Origin of the sequence: Pseudomonas sp. St316, from assembly GCF_018325905.1 — a bacterium.
Classification (GTDB): domain Bacteria; phylum Pseudomonadota; class Gammaproteobacteria; order Pseudomonadales; family Pseudomonadaceae; genus Aquipseudomonas.
In genome coordinates this window covers 3,333,325-3,347,000 of sequence record NZ_AP021901.1, presented here as the reverse complement: position 1 = coordinate 3,347,000, position 13,676 = coordinate 3,333,325, and the positions used below count along the sequence as shown (strand labels likewise).

General features: G+C 58.7%; 14 protein-coding genes. 2 read left to right on the top strand and 12 right to left on the bottom strand.

Annotated elements, in window-relative coordinates; all coding sequences use genetic code 11:
- Positions 1-64 precede the first annotated feature (64 nt).
- Positions 65-736: an RraA family protein gene (locus KI237_RS15025; RefSeq protein WP_212800492.1), complete on the bottom strand. Its 672-nt coding sequence runs from the start codon at positions 734-736 to the stop codon at positions 65-67.
- 112 nt (positions 737-848) lie between these two features.
- Here KI237_RS15025 and KI237_RS15020 point away from each other — a divergent pair, with 112 nt between their 5' ends.
- Positions 849-1,748, top strand: a complete 900-nt coding sequence (locus tag KI237_RS15020) for a LysR family transcriptional regulator (protein WP_212800491.1) — start codon at positions 849-851, stop codon at positions 1,746-1,748.
- 84 nt (positions 1,749-1,832) lie between these two features.
- Here the strand turns inward: KI237_RS15020 and KI237_RS15015 are convergent, their stop codons facing one another.
- From KI237_RS15015 to KI237_RS14995, 5 genes are all read right to left on the bottom strand, one after another.
- Complete coding sequence (locus tag KI237_RS15015; RefSeq protein WP_212800490.1) at positions 1,833-2,648, bottom strand: HpcH/HpaI aldolase family protein; 816 nt, start codon at positions 2,646-2,648, stop codon at positions 1,833-1,835.
- A gap of 38 nt (positions 2,649-2,686) precedes the next feature.
- The gene (locus KI237_RS15010; protein ID WP_212800489.1) at positions 2,687-3,490 is read right to left on the bottom strand and encodes a carbon-nitrogen hydrolase family protein; all 804 of its coding nucleotides are present in this window, start codon (positions 3,488-3,490) and stop codon (positions 2,687-2,689) included.
- A 73-nt stretch (positions 3,491-3,563) separates the two neighbouring features.
- Positions 3,564-4,562 carry a TRAP transporter substrate-binding protein gene (locus KI237_RS15005; protein ID WP_212800488.1) on the bottom strand — a complete coding sequence of 333 codons (999 nt, stop codon included), beginning with the start codon at positions 4,560-4,562 and terminating at the stop codon, positions 3,564-3,566.
- Between the two features lie 27 nt (positions 4,563-4,589).
- A complete protein-coding gene (locus tag KI237_RS15000) occupies positions 4,590-5,873 on the bottom strand; it encodes a TRAP transporter large permease subunit (RefSeq protein WP_212800487.1) in 1,284 nt (427 codons plus the stop codon).
- Positions 5,873-6,379 carry a TRAP transporter small permease gene (locus tag KI237_RS14995; RefSeq protein WP_212800486.1) on the bottom strand — a complete coding sequence of 169 codons (507 nt, stop codon included), beginning with the start codon at positions 6,377-6,379 and terminating at the stop codon, positions 5,873-5,875. Before KI237_RS14995 ends, KI237_RS15000 begins: the two co-directional genes overlap by 1 nt.
- 373 nt (positions 6,380-6,752) lie before the next feature.
- On the opposite strand from KI237_RS14995, the gene kdgD reads away from it, so the two are divergent.
- The gene (kdgD, locus tag KI237_RS14990) at positions 6,753-7,664 is read left to right on the top strand and encodes a 5-dehydro-4-deoxyglucarate dehydratase (protein WP_212800485.1); all 912 of its coding nucleotides are present in this window, start codon (positions 6,753-6,755) and stop codon (positions 7,662-7,664) included.
- 128 nt (positions 7,665-7,792) lie between these two features.
- Here the strand turns inward: kdgD and KI237_RS14985 are convergent, their stop codons facing one another.
- Genes KI237_RS14985 through KI237_RS14960 form a run of 6 tightly spaced genes read right to left on the bottom strand, consistent with a single transcriptional unit; the run spans position 7,793 to position 13,665 of the window.
- Complete coding sequence (locus KI237_RS14985; protein WP_212800484.1) at positions 7,793-9,037, bottom strand: TIGR02270 family protein; 1,245 nt, start codon at positions 9,035-9,037, stop codon at positions 7,793-7,795.
- A 19-nt stretch (positions 9,038-9,056) separates the two neighbouring features.
- The gene (locus KI237_RS14980; protein ID WP_212800483.1) at positions 9,057-9,935 is read right to left on the bottom strand and encodes a hypothetical protein; all 879 of its coding nucleotides are present in this window, start codon (positions 9,933-9,935) and stop codon (positions 9,057-9,059) included.
- A gap of 21 nt (positions 9,936-9,956) precedes the next feature.
- Positions 9,957-11,042 carry a PAAR-like domain-containing protein gene (locus tag KI237_RS14975; protein ID WP_212800482.1) on the bottom strand — a complete coding sequence of 362 codons (1,086 nt, stop codon included), beginning with the start codon at positions 11,040-11,042 and terminating at the stop codon, positions 9,957-9,959.
- Positions 11,042-12,082 (bottom strand): hypothetical protein, encoded by a 1,041-nt coding sequence (locus tag KI237_RS14970; RefSeq protein WP_212800614.1) that lies wholly within the window; start codon positions 12,080-12,082, stop codon positions 11,042-11,044. Before KI237_RS14970 ends, KI237_RS14975 begins: the two co-directional genes overlap by 1 nt.
- The gene (locus KI237_RS14965) at positions 12,079-13,191 is read right to left on the bottom strand and encodes a DUF2169 family type VI secretion system accessory protein (protein WP_212800481.1); all 1,113 of its coding nucleotides are present in this window, start codon (positions 13,189-13,191) and stop codon (positions 12,079-12,081) included. The genes KI237_RS14970 and KI237_RS14965 overlap by 4 nt, the downstream gene beginning before the upstream one ends.
- Before the next feature lie 15 nt (positions 13,192-13,206).
- Entirely contained in the window at positions 13,207-13,665 is a 459-nt protein-coding gene (locus KI237_RS14960; protein ID WP_212800480.1) for a DUF6484 domain-containing protein, read from the bottom strand.
- Positions 13,666-13,676 lie beyond the last annotated feature (11 nt).

Genomic DNA, 13,676 nt, shown 5'->3' with positions numbered 1-13,676 from the left:
TGTTGTTTTTTTTGAGGGAGCTACATGGCAGAAACGAAATGGCAACGTGCGTCTGTTTTTTTGTTCAGGATCGGCCCAGGGTGGCGGCGTCGATGATGGATCTGGAACCTGTGACATCCGGGAATTTTTCACCGTTTGCCAGTCTTGCCAAGGTGATTTTTTCGTTCTCCTGAAACGCGATTGCGCGCCGCGCCAGCGGGAGGACCTGGCCCGGGGTAATGACCACGATGCCGTTCTCATCGGCTACCACCGCATCGCCGGGATGGACCACGACACCGCCACATTGGACCGGGGTACAAAACTCACCTTCTTCGCCCTTGACCCGAGTGGTAATGGCACTGGCGCCCCAAGACCATATGGGAACCCCATGCTGGCGCAACTCGCTCAGGTCGGTGACGAATCCGTCAATGACGATGCCAGCGATTCCGGCCTGCTTGGCCGCATAGGCCATGGCACCGCCCATGGCTGCTGTGACCCGCTCACCGCAACGATCCACGATCAGGAAGTCACCTGGCCTGGCGCAGCCCATCGCGTAATGCAAAATGCCCCCATCGGCCCCAGGCATTCTCACTGTAACGGCGGTTCCAACCGCTCTAATGTCCTGGAAGTGGGCTTTTATACGGGCACTTAAAATACCTTTAGTGACGAAGTGTCCGATGGTTGCCGGTTCGGCCGCAAGAAGAATCGAAAGTTCTTCTGCAGCGATCTGTTGCGGTAATTCTTTAATAATATACATGCTGTGATTTACTTGTTTTTGATGAATGTCTGATACAGTCAGTGGAGCCTAACAAGCATGAATCCAATGCGATAATAAAAATCAACGAGTCAACGCCAGGACGATTTTTATCATGAGAATTACCCTGATGCAGATCGAGGCCTTCTATTGGACTGCTCGATTAGGCGGCGTCCATGCTGCCTCGCGACATCTTCATCTAACACAACCGGCCATCTCCTCTCGAATTCGCGAGATGGAGTCGTTGCTGAGCGTGAAGCTTTTTGACCGCAGCAAGCAACGCATGATCATCACCGCCGATGGCCTGATCGCCCTGCAACATGCCGAGTTGGCGCTTAACAACAGCATCAAGCTCGAGCAGTTCGCGGCCAAGCAGAAGCACAATCGCAGATTGCGCGTTGGCGCTGACGAGTGTTCGGCAATGGTCGGGCTGACCGCGGTCATCGCCGAGATCAAGGCGCACTTTCCAGAGATCACCCTTGAAATCACTATTGATGTGGGGGCGGTGCTTAACCGAAAGCTGAATGATCACGAGCTTGACCTGGCGCTTCTGACCAATCCAATGACGCGAGACGATGTTACTGACATTTTTCTAGGCTGGATGACCTTCCAGTGGGTGGCCGCCGCACAGTTGGACATTGAAGGCGGGGCATTTCTACCGGAACATGCCGGCGCCTATCCCATCGTGACGCATTCCGCGCCCTCGACCTTGTACTCGGTCGTTGAGCGGTGGCTGAAAGAAGGGGGAAGCGTGTCCGAGGCTTTTCACTCCAGTAATTCCCTGGCGTTCATCGCCAAGATGATCTCTGCGGGACACGCTATTGGTATTCTTCCTGTTCCCTTAATTCGAGACATGTTGGCAGTGGACATGTTGAAAGTATTACCCAGTCATCCGCCTATCGCGCCGGCCAGGTTCTGCTTGTCTTATTTAACGGAACGGCCCGATGTTCAACTCGATGAATTGGTCGCGCTGACGCGGGCCACGTTGTTGAAGCAGAACTTCCTGGTTAACTAGTGATTCCTGCATGTGGTTAAAGGCCGAATCAAGTTTATTGATTCGGCCTTTAACCACGGGGTGCTCTTTATAAGTTACGTTTCCTCAGGCGCCAGCGTGTTGAGTCCCCTGGAACTTTTCCTGGATCGCGGCGATGTGTTGTCCCGCCTGATTCAGCCATGAAAGATCACTGCCCATCAGTAACATGTCACAGCCCATATCCAATAGGCGCCTGGCTGTTTCCGTGTCGGCGGGAAAGCAAGGCACCATGACTTGGATCGAGCGCCTGTGGCATTTCTCGATCAGTAACGCCAGGCGCGCCTGGACTTCAGGGTTGCCGAGGCGATAGTCGACCGGCAATTGGCGGGACAACGAGTAATCCGCCGGGCCGAAATGCACCGCGTCGATGCCTTCGACATCGAGAATTTCATCGATGTTGTCGAAGAACTCGTAGCTCTCGGCCATGGGCACGATCACGCTACGGGCGTTTTCCTCTTGCGTGTAACGAGCCCAGTCAAATCCGGGGCCGGCGTAGTTCGCCGAGCGAACCGAACTGTCACCGCCGCGCCGGCCGGACGGTGGGAATTTGCTGCAGCGGATGATTTCCCGCATCTGCCCAGCGCTGTGAACCTGGGGAACGATGACCCCGGCAGCGCCCATCTCCAGGGCTTTACGGATGTCCCATTCGAGGGTGCCACGAACCCGAACCAGGCTGTGAATGGCCGCGTAGTTGGCTGCCAGAATCAGTTTTTCCATGTCTTTATCGACGCCCAGAGCGGTGTGCTCGGCATCGATGAAGACAAAGTCCAATCCCCAGTTGCCAGCCACTTCGATGGGCATGCAGGCCGTACTGTAGATATTCATCCCGAACGTTGGGCCGTCCGCCATTCGATCTTTCAACGAGGTGATCTTCTTATGCATTGCAATTACCTGAGAGGGCGCTATCGGTGGCGGTCGTGTCAGAGGCGATAGGTTTCTGGCAGACGGTCGCGGAAGGGATGTATCTCGAACACGCCAGGGTCGCGGATCAATGACTTGTTGCGCGCCTTCTCCAGGTCGATGTCGACACTGAAGATGCCGTTCTCCTGTCCGGCGCGGATCAAGGTCTGGCCCGATGGTTCGATGATGTGGCTCATGCCGATGAACTGCATGCCGCCGTCCATGTCGTTACGGTTCGAGGCGACGAAATAGACGATGTTCTCGGCAGCGCGCACGTTGCTGAAAATGTCCGGCAGCAGGCGCGCCTGCTCGGGCCAGGCCGCGGGCAGGACAACAATGTCGGCCCCTTCCAGCGCCAGGGTGCGTATGACTTCCGGGAAGCGGATTTCGTAGCAGATCGCCAGGCCGATACGGCCGATCTCAGTGTCGAATACCGGCGGTGTCCATTCGGCTGGGCGATCAGTGAAGCGATCACCGATCATGAAGGGCAGGTGGCGCTTGCGATGCAGGCCGATGATCCCTTTGGGCCCCACCAGCGCGGCGGTATTGAAGATCGACTCGGCGTATTGCTCATAGAAGCCGACGACAATATGTATGCCGGTTTCGGCGGCGACCTCCAGCAGAGGATTGAGAGCATCGATACTGATGGCACCTTTTTCCAGGTCTTCGCGGCTGTCGAAGGAGCCTCCGGTCAGCAGGCATTCGGCGAAGGCGATCAGCCGCGAGCCTTCTTTGGCGGCTTGCCGTGACAGCTCAGCGACGTTGTCGATGGTTTGAGCCGGATTGCCAATAACAGGGTGGATCTGTGCGACCGAAATCTTCATGGTTTGGTTGCCTTTTGATGGGTTGGAAGGAGTGCGCTGAGTGGGGTGCTCAGCGCAACTGTGGGAGGCGCGGTTATTGCGGGTGGTAATCCACGGCCGTGTAGACTTTTTTCACCAGTTCGGGATTGATCTGCGCGGCGTATTTATCGATCACCGGGCGGATTTTCTGCTGGATGCGCGCGATCTCTTCGGGGGCCAGTTCGTTGACTTGCATGCCGGCGCTGCGCAATTCGGCAATCGTCCTGCTGTCGGCCTGGCGGGAAATTTCCCGTTGTTCAAGACGCACTTCCATGGCGACCTCCGTCAGCAGCGCCTTTTCATCGGCATTCAAGCTGTCCCAGAAGGACTTGCCGATCAGGACGATCTGCGGGTTGTAGTTGTGATGGGTCAGGCTGAGGTATTTCTGTACTTCATTGAACCTTGAGGCAAGGATCAGGGCTGCCGGGTTTTCCTGACCGTCGACGGTGTGGGTTTCGAGCGCGGTGTGCACTTCGGTAAAGGGCAACGGTGTGGGATTCGCCCCGAGTGCCGTCCATACATCCAGGAACAATGGCGATTGTTGCGCGCGAATCTTCAGGCCAGCGATGTCTTCCATCTTCTGCACCGGCCGCACATTATTGGTCAGGTTGCGCACGCCCAGCTCCCAGAACGCCAGGCCTACCAGGTTCTTCGCGGGCAACTGGTCGATCAGCATCTTGCCGACTTCGCCATCGAGCATGGCGTCGACCTTGGCGGTATCGGTGTAGATAAAAGGGAAATCGAGAATGCCGAAGTCGGTCACATGATTGAGCATCAGGCCGGCGTTCCAGGTCATCATTTCCACCACGCCGCCCTGTAACGAGGAGAGCACTTGTACGTCGCCGCCCAGCACGCCATTGGGGAAGGTCCGCACTTTGATCTTGCCGCCGCTGCGTTCATTGACCTTCTTGGCAAACAGCTCCATGCCAATGGCCGGCGGCGTTCCCTTCGGGCTGGTAGCGGCAAACTTGATGGTGTGAGCGTTGTACTCGGCGGCGAAGCTCAAGCTGCTGGCCAGCAGCAGGGCAGCCAGGACGGTTAGATGCTTGGTCATGGTTTTTCCTTTTTCTTGTCGGTTGTTTTAGTGGGCGAACCATTGCGCTGGAACAGTGACCAGGTCAGGGAAGATCACCAGGAGGAAGAGGACGATGGTTTCGGCGATCAGGAACGGGACAGTGCCCTTGAGCAGCGCTTCGTAGCGCATATTGCCGATGCCGCAGACGACGTTGAGCACCGTGCCCACGGGCGGGGTAATCAGGCCGATGGAGCAATTGATCATGAACAGCACGCCGAAATAGATCGGATCGATGTTCGCGGCGGTGACGACAGGAACGAGGATTGGTGCCAGCAGCAAAATCGTCGGTGTCAGGTCCATGACCATGGAGATCAGAAGAATCAGCAGCATGAGCGCCACGATCAGCAGTTTCGGGTTGTCCATGAGCGGCTGGATGAGATCGATGATCTGCCCCGGGATGTCTGCGATGGTGATCATCCAGGCCGGGATCGAGGCAGCAGCTACCAGGAACATGACGGCCGCGGTCGTTTTGCCTGCACGCAGTAGCAATTCGCTGAGGGACTTCAGGCTCAGTTCCCGGTAGATCAGCGACGACACCAGCAACGCATAGACACTCGCCACCGCCCCCGCCTCGGTGGGCGTCACGATGCCGAAGCGCAGGCCGACCACGATGATCACGGGCAACAGCAGCGCCCAGGTGCTGTCGGCCAAGGCCTTTAGGCGTTCCTTGCCGGACGCCTTGGGGCTCAGTTCGACGTCGTTGTCACGACGGGACACCAGCCACCAGGTGACAACCAGCGCAGCGGCGATCATCAGCCCCGGGGCGATGCCCGCCAGGAACAGTTTGGTGATCGACAAGCCGGAGGCGACCCCCAGGACCACGAAACCGATACTGGGTGGAATAATCGAGCCAAGCACCGAGACCGAGGCGATCAGGCCGCCGGATCGGTTGCGGTTGTAACCGGCGATGACCATCATCGGCAGCAATAGCGCGGTCAGTGACGCCGCATCGGCCAGTGCCGAGCCTGAAAGGCTGGAGAGCAGTACCCCGGCGAAAATGGTGACGTAGCCAAGGCCACCACGCAGATGGCCGACCAGGGAAATGGCCAGGTTGATAATGCGCTTGGACAGGCCGCCGCTGTTCATGACCTCGCCGGCGATGATAAACAGCGGAATAGCCAGCAACGGGAAGCTGCCCGCCGAGTTGATGATGTTCTGCGCGATGATCTGGCCGTCGAACAACCCGAGCAGCCACATCAGGGCTACGCCGCAGAGAATCAGTGCATAGGCGATTGGCGCGCCTATGAGCAAGGCGGCCATCAGCACGCCGACAAAAACGCCCAGGGCCATTATTTGAGTACCCCGTGTGCGGCAGAGGACAAGGACACGCCTGCCGGTGCGGCCAAGTGCTTCACCAACTGAACGCAGAGCAGCAGGGTGCTCAAGACGCAAAAGACCAACCCGGCGCCATAGAACAAGCCCATGGAAATTCCGGTGGAGGGGGCGCCCACGTGTAGGTTGATCACTGTCTGCTGCCAACTGCCCTGGAGAAACAGCGAAGTGGCGAACAACATCAGCAGATAGGTCAACGTCAACAGGTGTTTGGCTATCTTGGGCGAGACACGGCTGGTCAGGATATCGACGCCGATATGACCCTTTTCATGAAGCATGAGTTGGGAGCCGGCGAAGACCAGCCAGACGAATGCCAACCTGGAAATTTCTTCCGTGAAGAACAAGCCGGAATTAAAGCCGTAGCGCAACACGACATTGGCGAAAATCAGTGCCGTGATACAAACCAGGCACGCAATGATCAATACCTTCAGCGTTAGAAAATAGAGTTTCAGGACGTCGTTCATGGCGCTTGCACCACATTGGTGGTATGGAAGCCGCGCAACGGCGGCGCTGCAAGGAAAACCGCGCCGCTGAGCCGATTGGAGCGCGCTGCAAGAAGATGCAAACGGAACATAAGTAAGGTCACCTTTTTATTGTTTTTTATATGTCGTCGTACGACATAGGTGAGTCTTTCCTTCTGCCGTAGTTGTGTCAATGGCAATGGCACTGGCAGCTAAGTCAATGTTCTTATTAGTTAGATAAGGAATAGTAATCAATAGGCGAGAGGATCGAAGAAAGTTGCGTCCATCTGTTTTAAAGGTTGTTTTATTTATTATTGTATGATGACGTATGACATCAATTGGTTTTCCAATGACAATTAAAACAGGTGATAAAACAATGACTCCATCTGAGCTTAAATCCGTCCTTTCCTCGGGGTTGCTCTCGTTCCCGCTGACTGATTTCGACGGCCACGGTGAATTCAATGCCGCCGGGTATGCGCGACGCTTGGAATGGTTGGCACCGTATGGCACGAGCGCACTGTTTGCAGCAGGGGGAACCGGGGAGTTCTTTTCCCTGGCGGCCGATGAATACAGCGCAGTCATCAGGACCGCAGTCGATACCTGCGCCAGCAGTGTGCCGATCCTGGCGGGGGTGGGCGGATCCACCCGCCAGGCGATTCAATATGCGCAAGAGGCTGAGCGGTTGGGAGCCAAAGGGTTGCTGTTGCTCCCTCATTATCTGACCGAGGCGAGCCAGGAGGGTGTGGCCGCGCATGTCGAGGCCGTGTGCAAATCGGTCAAGATCGGCGTCGTGGTCTACAACCGCAACGTGTGCCGCCTGACCGCCGCGCTTCTGGAACGGCTGGCCGAGCGCTGCCCGAATCTGATTGGCTACAAGGATGGCCTGGGCGATGTTGAATTGATGGTGTCGATCCGTCGTCGCCTGGGTGATCGACTCTCGTACCTGGGCGGTTTGCCAACGGCTGAGGTCTACGCCGCGGCCTATAAGGCGCTGGGGGTTCCGGTATATTCGTCGGCGGTGTTCAACTTCGTTCCCAGGCTGGCGATGGATTTCTATCACGCGATTGCCAGGGAGGATCACGTGGCCGTTGGCAAAATGATCGACGACTTTTTCCTGCCCTATCTCGACATCCGTAACCGTAACGCGGGTTACGCGGTGAGTATCGTCAAGGCCGGGGCAAGAATTGTCGGCCATGACGCAGGCCCGGTACGTACACCGCTTACCGACCTGTCTTCGGAAGAGTACAGGCTGCTCGCTGCTCTGATCGAAAAACAGGGCGCGCAATGACCCGGATGATTCCACACCACTAAAGACACAGTGCTCGGTGAGACACTGACGCGACACCCTGCAAGAGCAAAGCTCTCGCAGGGTGTTTTGTTTTCTGAGGGCCGCCGACTGTCCGATGTAGCGCCTGTTTATCGCACGGACAACAAGCGCTTTTGCCGCCAGGCCGGTGCGCTCGTGGGGAAAAGCACTTCGGTTGGTCGATAGCGGGCGATGCCGCAGACGGCAGCGATGCGCTGGCGTTGCTGGCCCTGGGCAAGTACTTGCTGAAAACTGCTTTCACTCTGGGGCTGTCCCAGTACATAACCGACGCCCGCCTGGAAATCGCCGCCATGGGCCTGCCACCAAGCGGTGATTAACTGCGGGTCGGGCCAGGGTAGGTTTTCGTCGGGGTCCATCGCCACGTTGGGGTCTTGCGGGTCATCGTTCGGGCCTGCATCGAAATCCGGCAGGTCCTGCAGTTCCAGGTCGAGTAGCGCCAGGTCAGCACCTGTGATCAGGCTGAAGGCTTCGCCGGCGACCCGGGCATAGGGCAGGTCACTCATCTGCTGGATCAACCACGGTACGCAGACTGGATCGCCCAACAGCCCGATGGCCTGGATGCCGACGCGATGCTGCACGGGGTTCTGTATCAACTGGCGTATCCAGGCGATGCTGTTCTCACGCTTTTGCCAGGCCAGCAATACACAGAGCGCGCGGTACTGGAACTCGCCCGGTTGCTCGGCAAACTGACGCAGTGGCTCCAGGGCTTGCTCATCGCCCATCTGGGCGATGGCCCAATTTGCCCAGAAGCGTGTGGCGGTGTCCGTGTGTTGGCGGTGGGCGCGAATGGCCGGCATCAGGTCACGACGACGCAACTCGCCGGCAGTACGAGCAGCACGTGCCAACACGCTCGGATCGGCATCGGAAAAGCCGGCAAGCAATGCGGCGCCCGGGTCGTGACGATGCATGCCGCAGGCCGCCAGGCCCAGGCGGCGAAACATAGGCTCAGGGGCAGCGAACATGCGGTCGATCCAGGGCGATATCCGCTCCCAGTCGAGCCACCCGAGGGCCATCAAATATCCACGTTCCGTTTCCACGGCATTGCGTAAATGACTGCTGAGCCGCGACAGCGCGTTTGCATCGGCCGTCTCGAAGGCCAGCACCACGCTGGCGAACATCTCCCCGACAGCATGCGGGCCGAGCTGGGCCAGCAGGGTCGCCAAGCCGCTGGTGCCGGCAATTCGAAGGCCGTCGAGCTGGGCGTCGATGCGGTTGTCGAGCGTGCCTATCTGGTCCAGGTCGTAATGGGGGGCGCGCACGGCATAGTCCCGCAGGACCGCAAGGAAACTCGCCTCTTCGGTGTGTTGGTCGAGAATCGCTGACAGACTGTCCATGGCCTTCTCTACGTTCGTCTTAAGGACTGGGTATGCGTGTCCAATTCGCTCCGTCAAAAGCGGCCAGGTGTCGTTCACCGGATGACCATAGACATTGCTCATTCGCGTCCAGGTACCTGAAGGTCTGATCGCCGGGAAGTCCTGTCTCGACCTTCACCAGCTTGTCGCCTTGTAGCGTGTAGAGTGCTTTGGTGGTTGAAAGCCAGAGTTGATCATGGAACCAGGTCATGTCCCAGAATGTATCTTCGGTGAGCTCATGCTCAATGAGCTCCCAGCGGTCGAGACGACCTCGCATGACGATGCCCAATTGGCCTGAGATGTAAACCACGCCATCGGGTGCGCAGAGAACGTTTTCCAGAATGATGTTGGTCGGACTTTCGCTTCGCTGCCAGGCACCCTGCTGACGGTACCAGATCTCGCCCTGGTTGCCGGTGGCATAGATCTCGTCTTCACCAAAGCCATCGATGGATTCGAAGCCGCTGAGGCTGTCGGCGGTCGGATCTTCGACCACCCCTTGGTCGCAGCGCTGCCAGATTCTGTCCTTTCGAACATAGACCTGGCGGCCGAAGCCCGTGGCATAGACATTTGCCCCGATAGGACGGATGTCGCGCAGCAGGCCGTGCTTGCTGGGTCTCTGCTCGACGATAGCCTCGTAGGCTTGGCCGTCCGGCGCTGCGCGATGAACGCTACCATCGGCGCATAGCGTCAGAATTTCGGGAGGCGCGCCGCGAACTGCGCAGATGCCGGCGCAGATAGCCTGAACATAATAGTTGTCCCATGTTCCGGTCCATCGAAAGACTCGAGTACCGGGCTCGCGTTTGGAGTAGGCGAGTACATAAACGCGGTTTTTATCGAAGACTGCTACTCGGCTCAGTGTCCAATCCAATGTTTGAGTCATGTCGTCCTTGCTCCAATTGAGCTACCAAGCACTGATAGTGACCTCTGGGATCATGTCGTGGGCCAGCGCTTTCTGATTGTCTTGAAGGTTGGGTGTGTGGGTCCTCACCGGGGTTTTGTCCCTGACACCTACCGTATTCTTGTGGTAACCGTCTAATTGCGCTTCCAGGCATTTCTTTGAGCATTTCGATTTCGGAAAGGTTTGCTGAAGTGCTCGTACGCCCGCTGAACGGGATTGGCCGTAATTCCAGGCGTAATCCTTTTGACCGGGCGGTGCGCCCTCGATGGCTGCCTGTTCCAGCTTGCCTTGGGCTGCATGCATGAAGCCATGGTCCCCTTCATAGCGTCCGCTTCCGTCTTGAGGGCATTGCACGCAAATGCACGGTGCATCTTTTTCATCGTAATTGGGGAATTGGGGAAGAGGCGTTTGGCGACCTGAACCTGTCGCTGTAAAACTATGGGCCTCAACGAGGTGGTGGCCGGTTTCGCCAGGACAACAGGCCACCTCACTGTTCTGCGCCTTGGAATCCGCCTGCTTCTTGGACACCAGCAAACACTTTTTTGCGGCGGTACAGGCTTTGTCGCCACACCGTTGCGCTTTGGTCGGCAATCCCCCGCACGCTTTGTTTTTCCTGGCCACTTCTTTCTTGCAACGCTCGATGGGCGTCGTCGCTGCTGCGTCGGCATAAGCCCAAGGAGGCGTATTTCCGGGCTTGGACGCGTGGTTATGAGTCATCAGGTCTAAATGTCTGACTACATTTTCCCCTTCGAACTTCACGTCCATCGACCAAGCGATGAAGTACACCTTCCCCTTGATCTTGCTGGTCACCACGCCTTTCTTCGGCGCGTTTCCGGCTTCATCTCCCGTACTGGTCTTGAAACAACTCTTGTCCTTGAGCATCACCTCCTTGCCGGTGATTTTGACCGTTCGTGTCCCCTGGGTCGTGTCCTTGGCCATGCCAGTGTTGGGGTAGGGGATCGGCACCCCCAGCGGGGTGGGCGGTGCCTGGGGCGGGGTGAAGCAGACATCTGGAAAGCAGGCAATCGACTTGCCCGCCGCCGACTTGCAGGAAATTTCCATATTGTTGGCGTAAACCTCATTCGCCATCACGCAGCCCTCACGGTCTGATAACTGAGCAGTGCAACGGCGCGTTCGCCAGCGTCGTTGCCCATGTGGCAGAAGATATTCGGACCTTCGCCGTAGCCCTTGCGACTGGCGGCCAACGCCACGGCGAGCATGGCCGGGCCGATGGCGGCGCCGACTTCGCCGATGCAGTCGGCCGGGTGCCAGAGATGGAAGAATTCCTTGCGCACGCGCAGGGTCCGGCTCAGGGTCAGAGAGGCTTCCTTGAAGTAGTACTGCTCACCGGAGATGTCGGTGAGCCGATAATCCATTTGCTCCAAGCCACAGCCGGCTTCGCTCAGGGCCGCGCGTACGGCTTGAGTCAGGCCTTCGGCGCGCAGGGGAATGTCTTCGGCCTCCACCGTGGCCTTTTCCACGCCGAACCCCAGACCGATACAGGCCAGTTGCGGTGTTGCGCTGGCAACTGGCGCAGCCAGTACCACGGCCGCAGCACCTTCGCCGGGAATAAAACCGTTCGAGTTCTCGCTGGTCAGCAGGCGTTCGCGTTCTTCGAAGGCGGCCAGGGTCGGTCCGCAAAGAAAGGAATCGACGCCGGCCACCAGCACGTGGCGATGGCCGCCCCGGTAGATCAGCGTGCGCGCGTTAAGCAGGGCTACGCCAGCGCTGACTCGGCCGCGGGCGATGATGTCGGAGTCAGGATGAAAGCGCAGGCCCAGTTCAGCTTCGATGTCCTGCAACAGTCTTCTATCGAGGCCATCCAGACGGCCGGGGCGTGTGGCTTCGGCCACGCCTAGCAGCAGCGGGGTCTTCTGCGGGTCGACGCCGGGGGTGCTCTGTAATGCCTCGGCGATCGCGCGGGCGGCCATCTTGATCAGCTTGGTGCGCCCGCGCCAGGGCTGTTCCAAAGGTACACAGGCCGCGATCAGCCATTCGCCACCTTGGTCGACGAAACGGGTTTCCTGGAAGTTGTCAATGGCGCAACGGATCGCCGCGCAGCTTGCGGGCGCACTGAGGCCGACAGCGCTGACCATGCCGGAGCCGATGATGCACAGCGCGCTCATCAGTCCGCCTCCTCGGGCGCCTGTTTGGCGTTTACCAGGAAGGAGAGCGAAGGGTAGTAATCCTTGCCCAGTTCACGGGCGCGCCACCAACCCGTGGACATGGTGCCGACCAGCACCTGGGCGATCTCGAACAGGTTGCGCCGCAGGGGACGGGAAACACGCCAGGTCAGTTGCACCTGGCGGGCGTCTGTGTCGATCAGCAGGGTGTCGATCACCGCCTGCACGGTCTCATGACCGCCTTTTTTCAGGAAAAAAGTCACCGGCACGTCTATTTCGGGAATGCGAAAGCCCGCGCGCTCCTGGGGCGTGAGGTTGAGCAGCAGCACGTCCTCGCCGCCACGCAGGTAAGCAATCTGCTGATCGTCAGGGGCCGCCTGGAAGTAGCGACGGTCGAAATCTTGCGGCAAAAACGGAAAGCTGTCGGCCAACCAGGTTTCGTCGTAAGTCCCGGCGAAACGGACACGTTGCGGCCAGCTACGGCCAATAGGACCGAGCGCCATGGGGCGAAAGTCGCCGGAGGGGCTGTCGATCGGCTTGCCCAGTTCCTCCGTATTCGGCATGGGCTTGTAAGCGACTTCAGCGCTGTCGATGCTGCCTGGGAACCAACCGCAACCGCTTGGATTGTCCGGGTAGCAATGACGCATATCCGGATTCTTGGCCATGGGATGGGAACCTCCGTAGGCCTGGGCATAGGAGATGTCCTGCTCGGTAAAGGGTTGCGGTAAACCGGGAGAAACCCCCAATAGGCCCGGTTGCCATTGTCGGGGGCCGAGGACGGAGAAGGCTTTGCTCATCTGACCGACACGAATACCTGCAGCCAGTTGCGTCACGGGCCGTCCATTCGGGGCGAAAGCCTTGCCGCGTACCAGCACATCGCAGAACGGCTTGACCGGGGCGAAGTCCATTTCCTGCAGCGGAGCGCTGAGGCCAGGCTCGCCGCAGAAAGTATCGGCCATCAGCAATGGTTGCTGGGTGTCGACCAGGGTCGCCGCACGGCCGTCCAGCGGCAGATTAAAAGTGCCTTTGGCGACGATCACCAGGGATTCGCGGCCGTCGGGTTCCATGCCCTGGGTGTAGGCAGCAAGCAGTTTGCTGGCGTTGAGCAATTCCATAGGCCGACTACCTGTCTAGTTGATCTGCACCGAGCCGCCCTTGATGCGGTTCACGCCAGACGATCGGCTCGAGAGGTAGGTCCCGCGGATCAACACCTTGCCTTCGCGCGTGAGGGTAATGCTCGCCTTGCCGCAGCGCAGGACAATTTCCCTTTCTGCGGTGAACTCCAAGCGCTCGCCGTCCAGGTGGGCGACCGCTGGCGTTGCGGTTTGCGGTAGGCGCTGGATGCGACCGATCACCAGCGGCCGGCTCAAATCGCCTGCCTCGAACATCAGCGCGACCTGGGCGCCGATGTCTTCACGGGAGAGCGGGGTGGTGGTGCGTGCGACGAGGCCCGTTTCGCCAGGGCAGCCAGGGAAGGCCACCACAGGGGCGTCTGCCCCGGGCACATCCAGCAGCACCCCAATCACGACGCCATCCACGCGCGCGGGCGTAGCGGTGGAGGAAACGGGGAAATGATATTCAACGGTCATGCGCCCACTCC

Coding starts and splice junctions, on each gene's coding strand:
- KI237_RS15025 (WP_212800492.1), bottom strand. CDS start 736: ATGTATATTATTAAAGAATTACCGCAACAGATCGCTGCAGAAGAACTT.
- KI237_RS15020 (WP_212800491.1), top strand. CDS start 849: ATGAGAATTACCCTGATGCAGATCGAGGCCTTCTATTGGACTGCTCGA.
- KI237_RS15015 (WP_212800490.1), bottom strand. CDS start 2,648: ATGCATAAGAAGATCACCTCGTTGAAAGATCGAATGGCGGACGGCCCA.
- KI237_RS15010 (WP_212800489.1), bottom strand. CDS start 3,490: ATGAAGATTTCGGTCGCACAGATCCACCCTGTTATTGGCAATCCGGCT.
- KI237_RS15005 (WP_212800488.1), bottom strand. CDS start 4,562: ATGACCAAGCATCTAACCGTCCTGGCTGCCCTGCTGCTGGCCAGCAGC.
- KI237_RS15000 (WP_212800487.1), bottom strand. CDS start 5,873: ATGGCCCTGGGCGTTTTTGTCGGCGTGCTGATGGCCGCCTTGCTCATA.
- KI237_RS14995 (WP_212800486.1), bottom strand. CDS start 6,379: ATGAACGACGTCCTGAAACTCTATTTTCTAACGCTGAAGGTATTGATC.
- kdgD (WP_212800485.1), top strand. CDS start 6,753: ATGACTCCATCTGAGCTTAAATCCGTCCTTTCCTCGGGGTTGCTCTCG.
- KI237_RS14985 (WP_212800484.1), bottom strand. CDS start 9,037: ATGGACAGTCTGTCAGCGATTCTCGACCAACACACCGAAGAGGCGAGT.
- KI237_RS14980 (WP_212800483.1), bottom strand. CDS start 9,935: ATGACTCAAACATTGGATTGGACACTGAGCCGAGTAGCAGTCTTCGAT.
- KI237_RS14975 (WP_212800482.1), bottom strand. CDS start 11,042: ATGGCGAATGAGGTTTACGCCAACAATATGGAAATTTCCTGCAAGTCG.
- KI237_RS14965 (WP_212800481.1), bottom strand. CDS start 13,191: ATGGAATTGCTCAACGCCAGCAAACTGCTTGCTGCCTACACCCAGGGC.
- KI237_RS14960 (WP_212800480.1), bottom strand. CDS start 13,665: ATGACCGTTGAATATCATTTCCCCGTTTCCTCCACCGCTACGCCCGCG.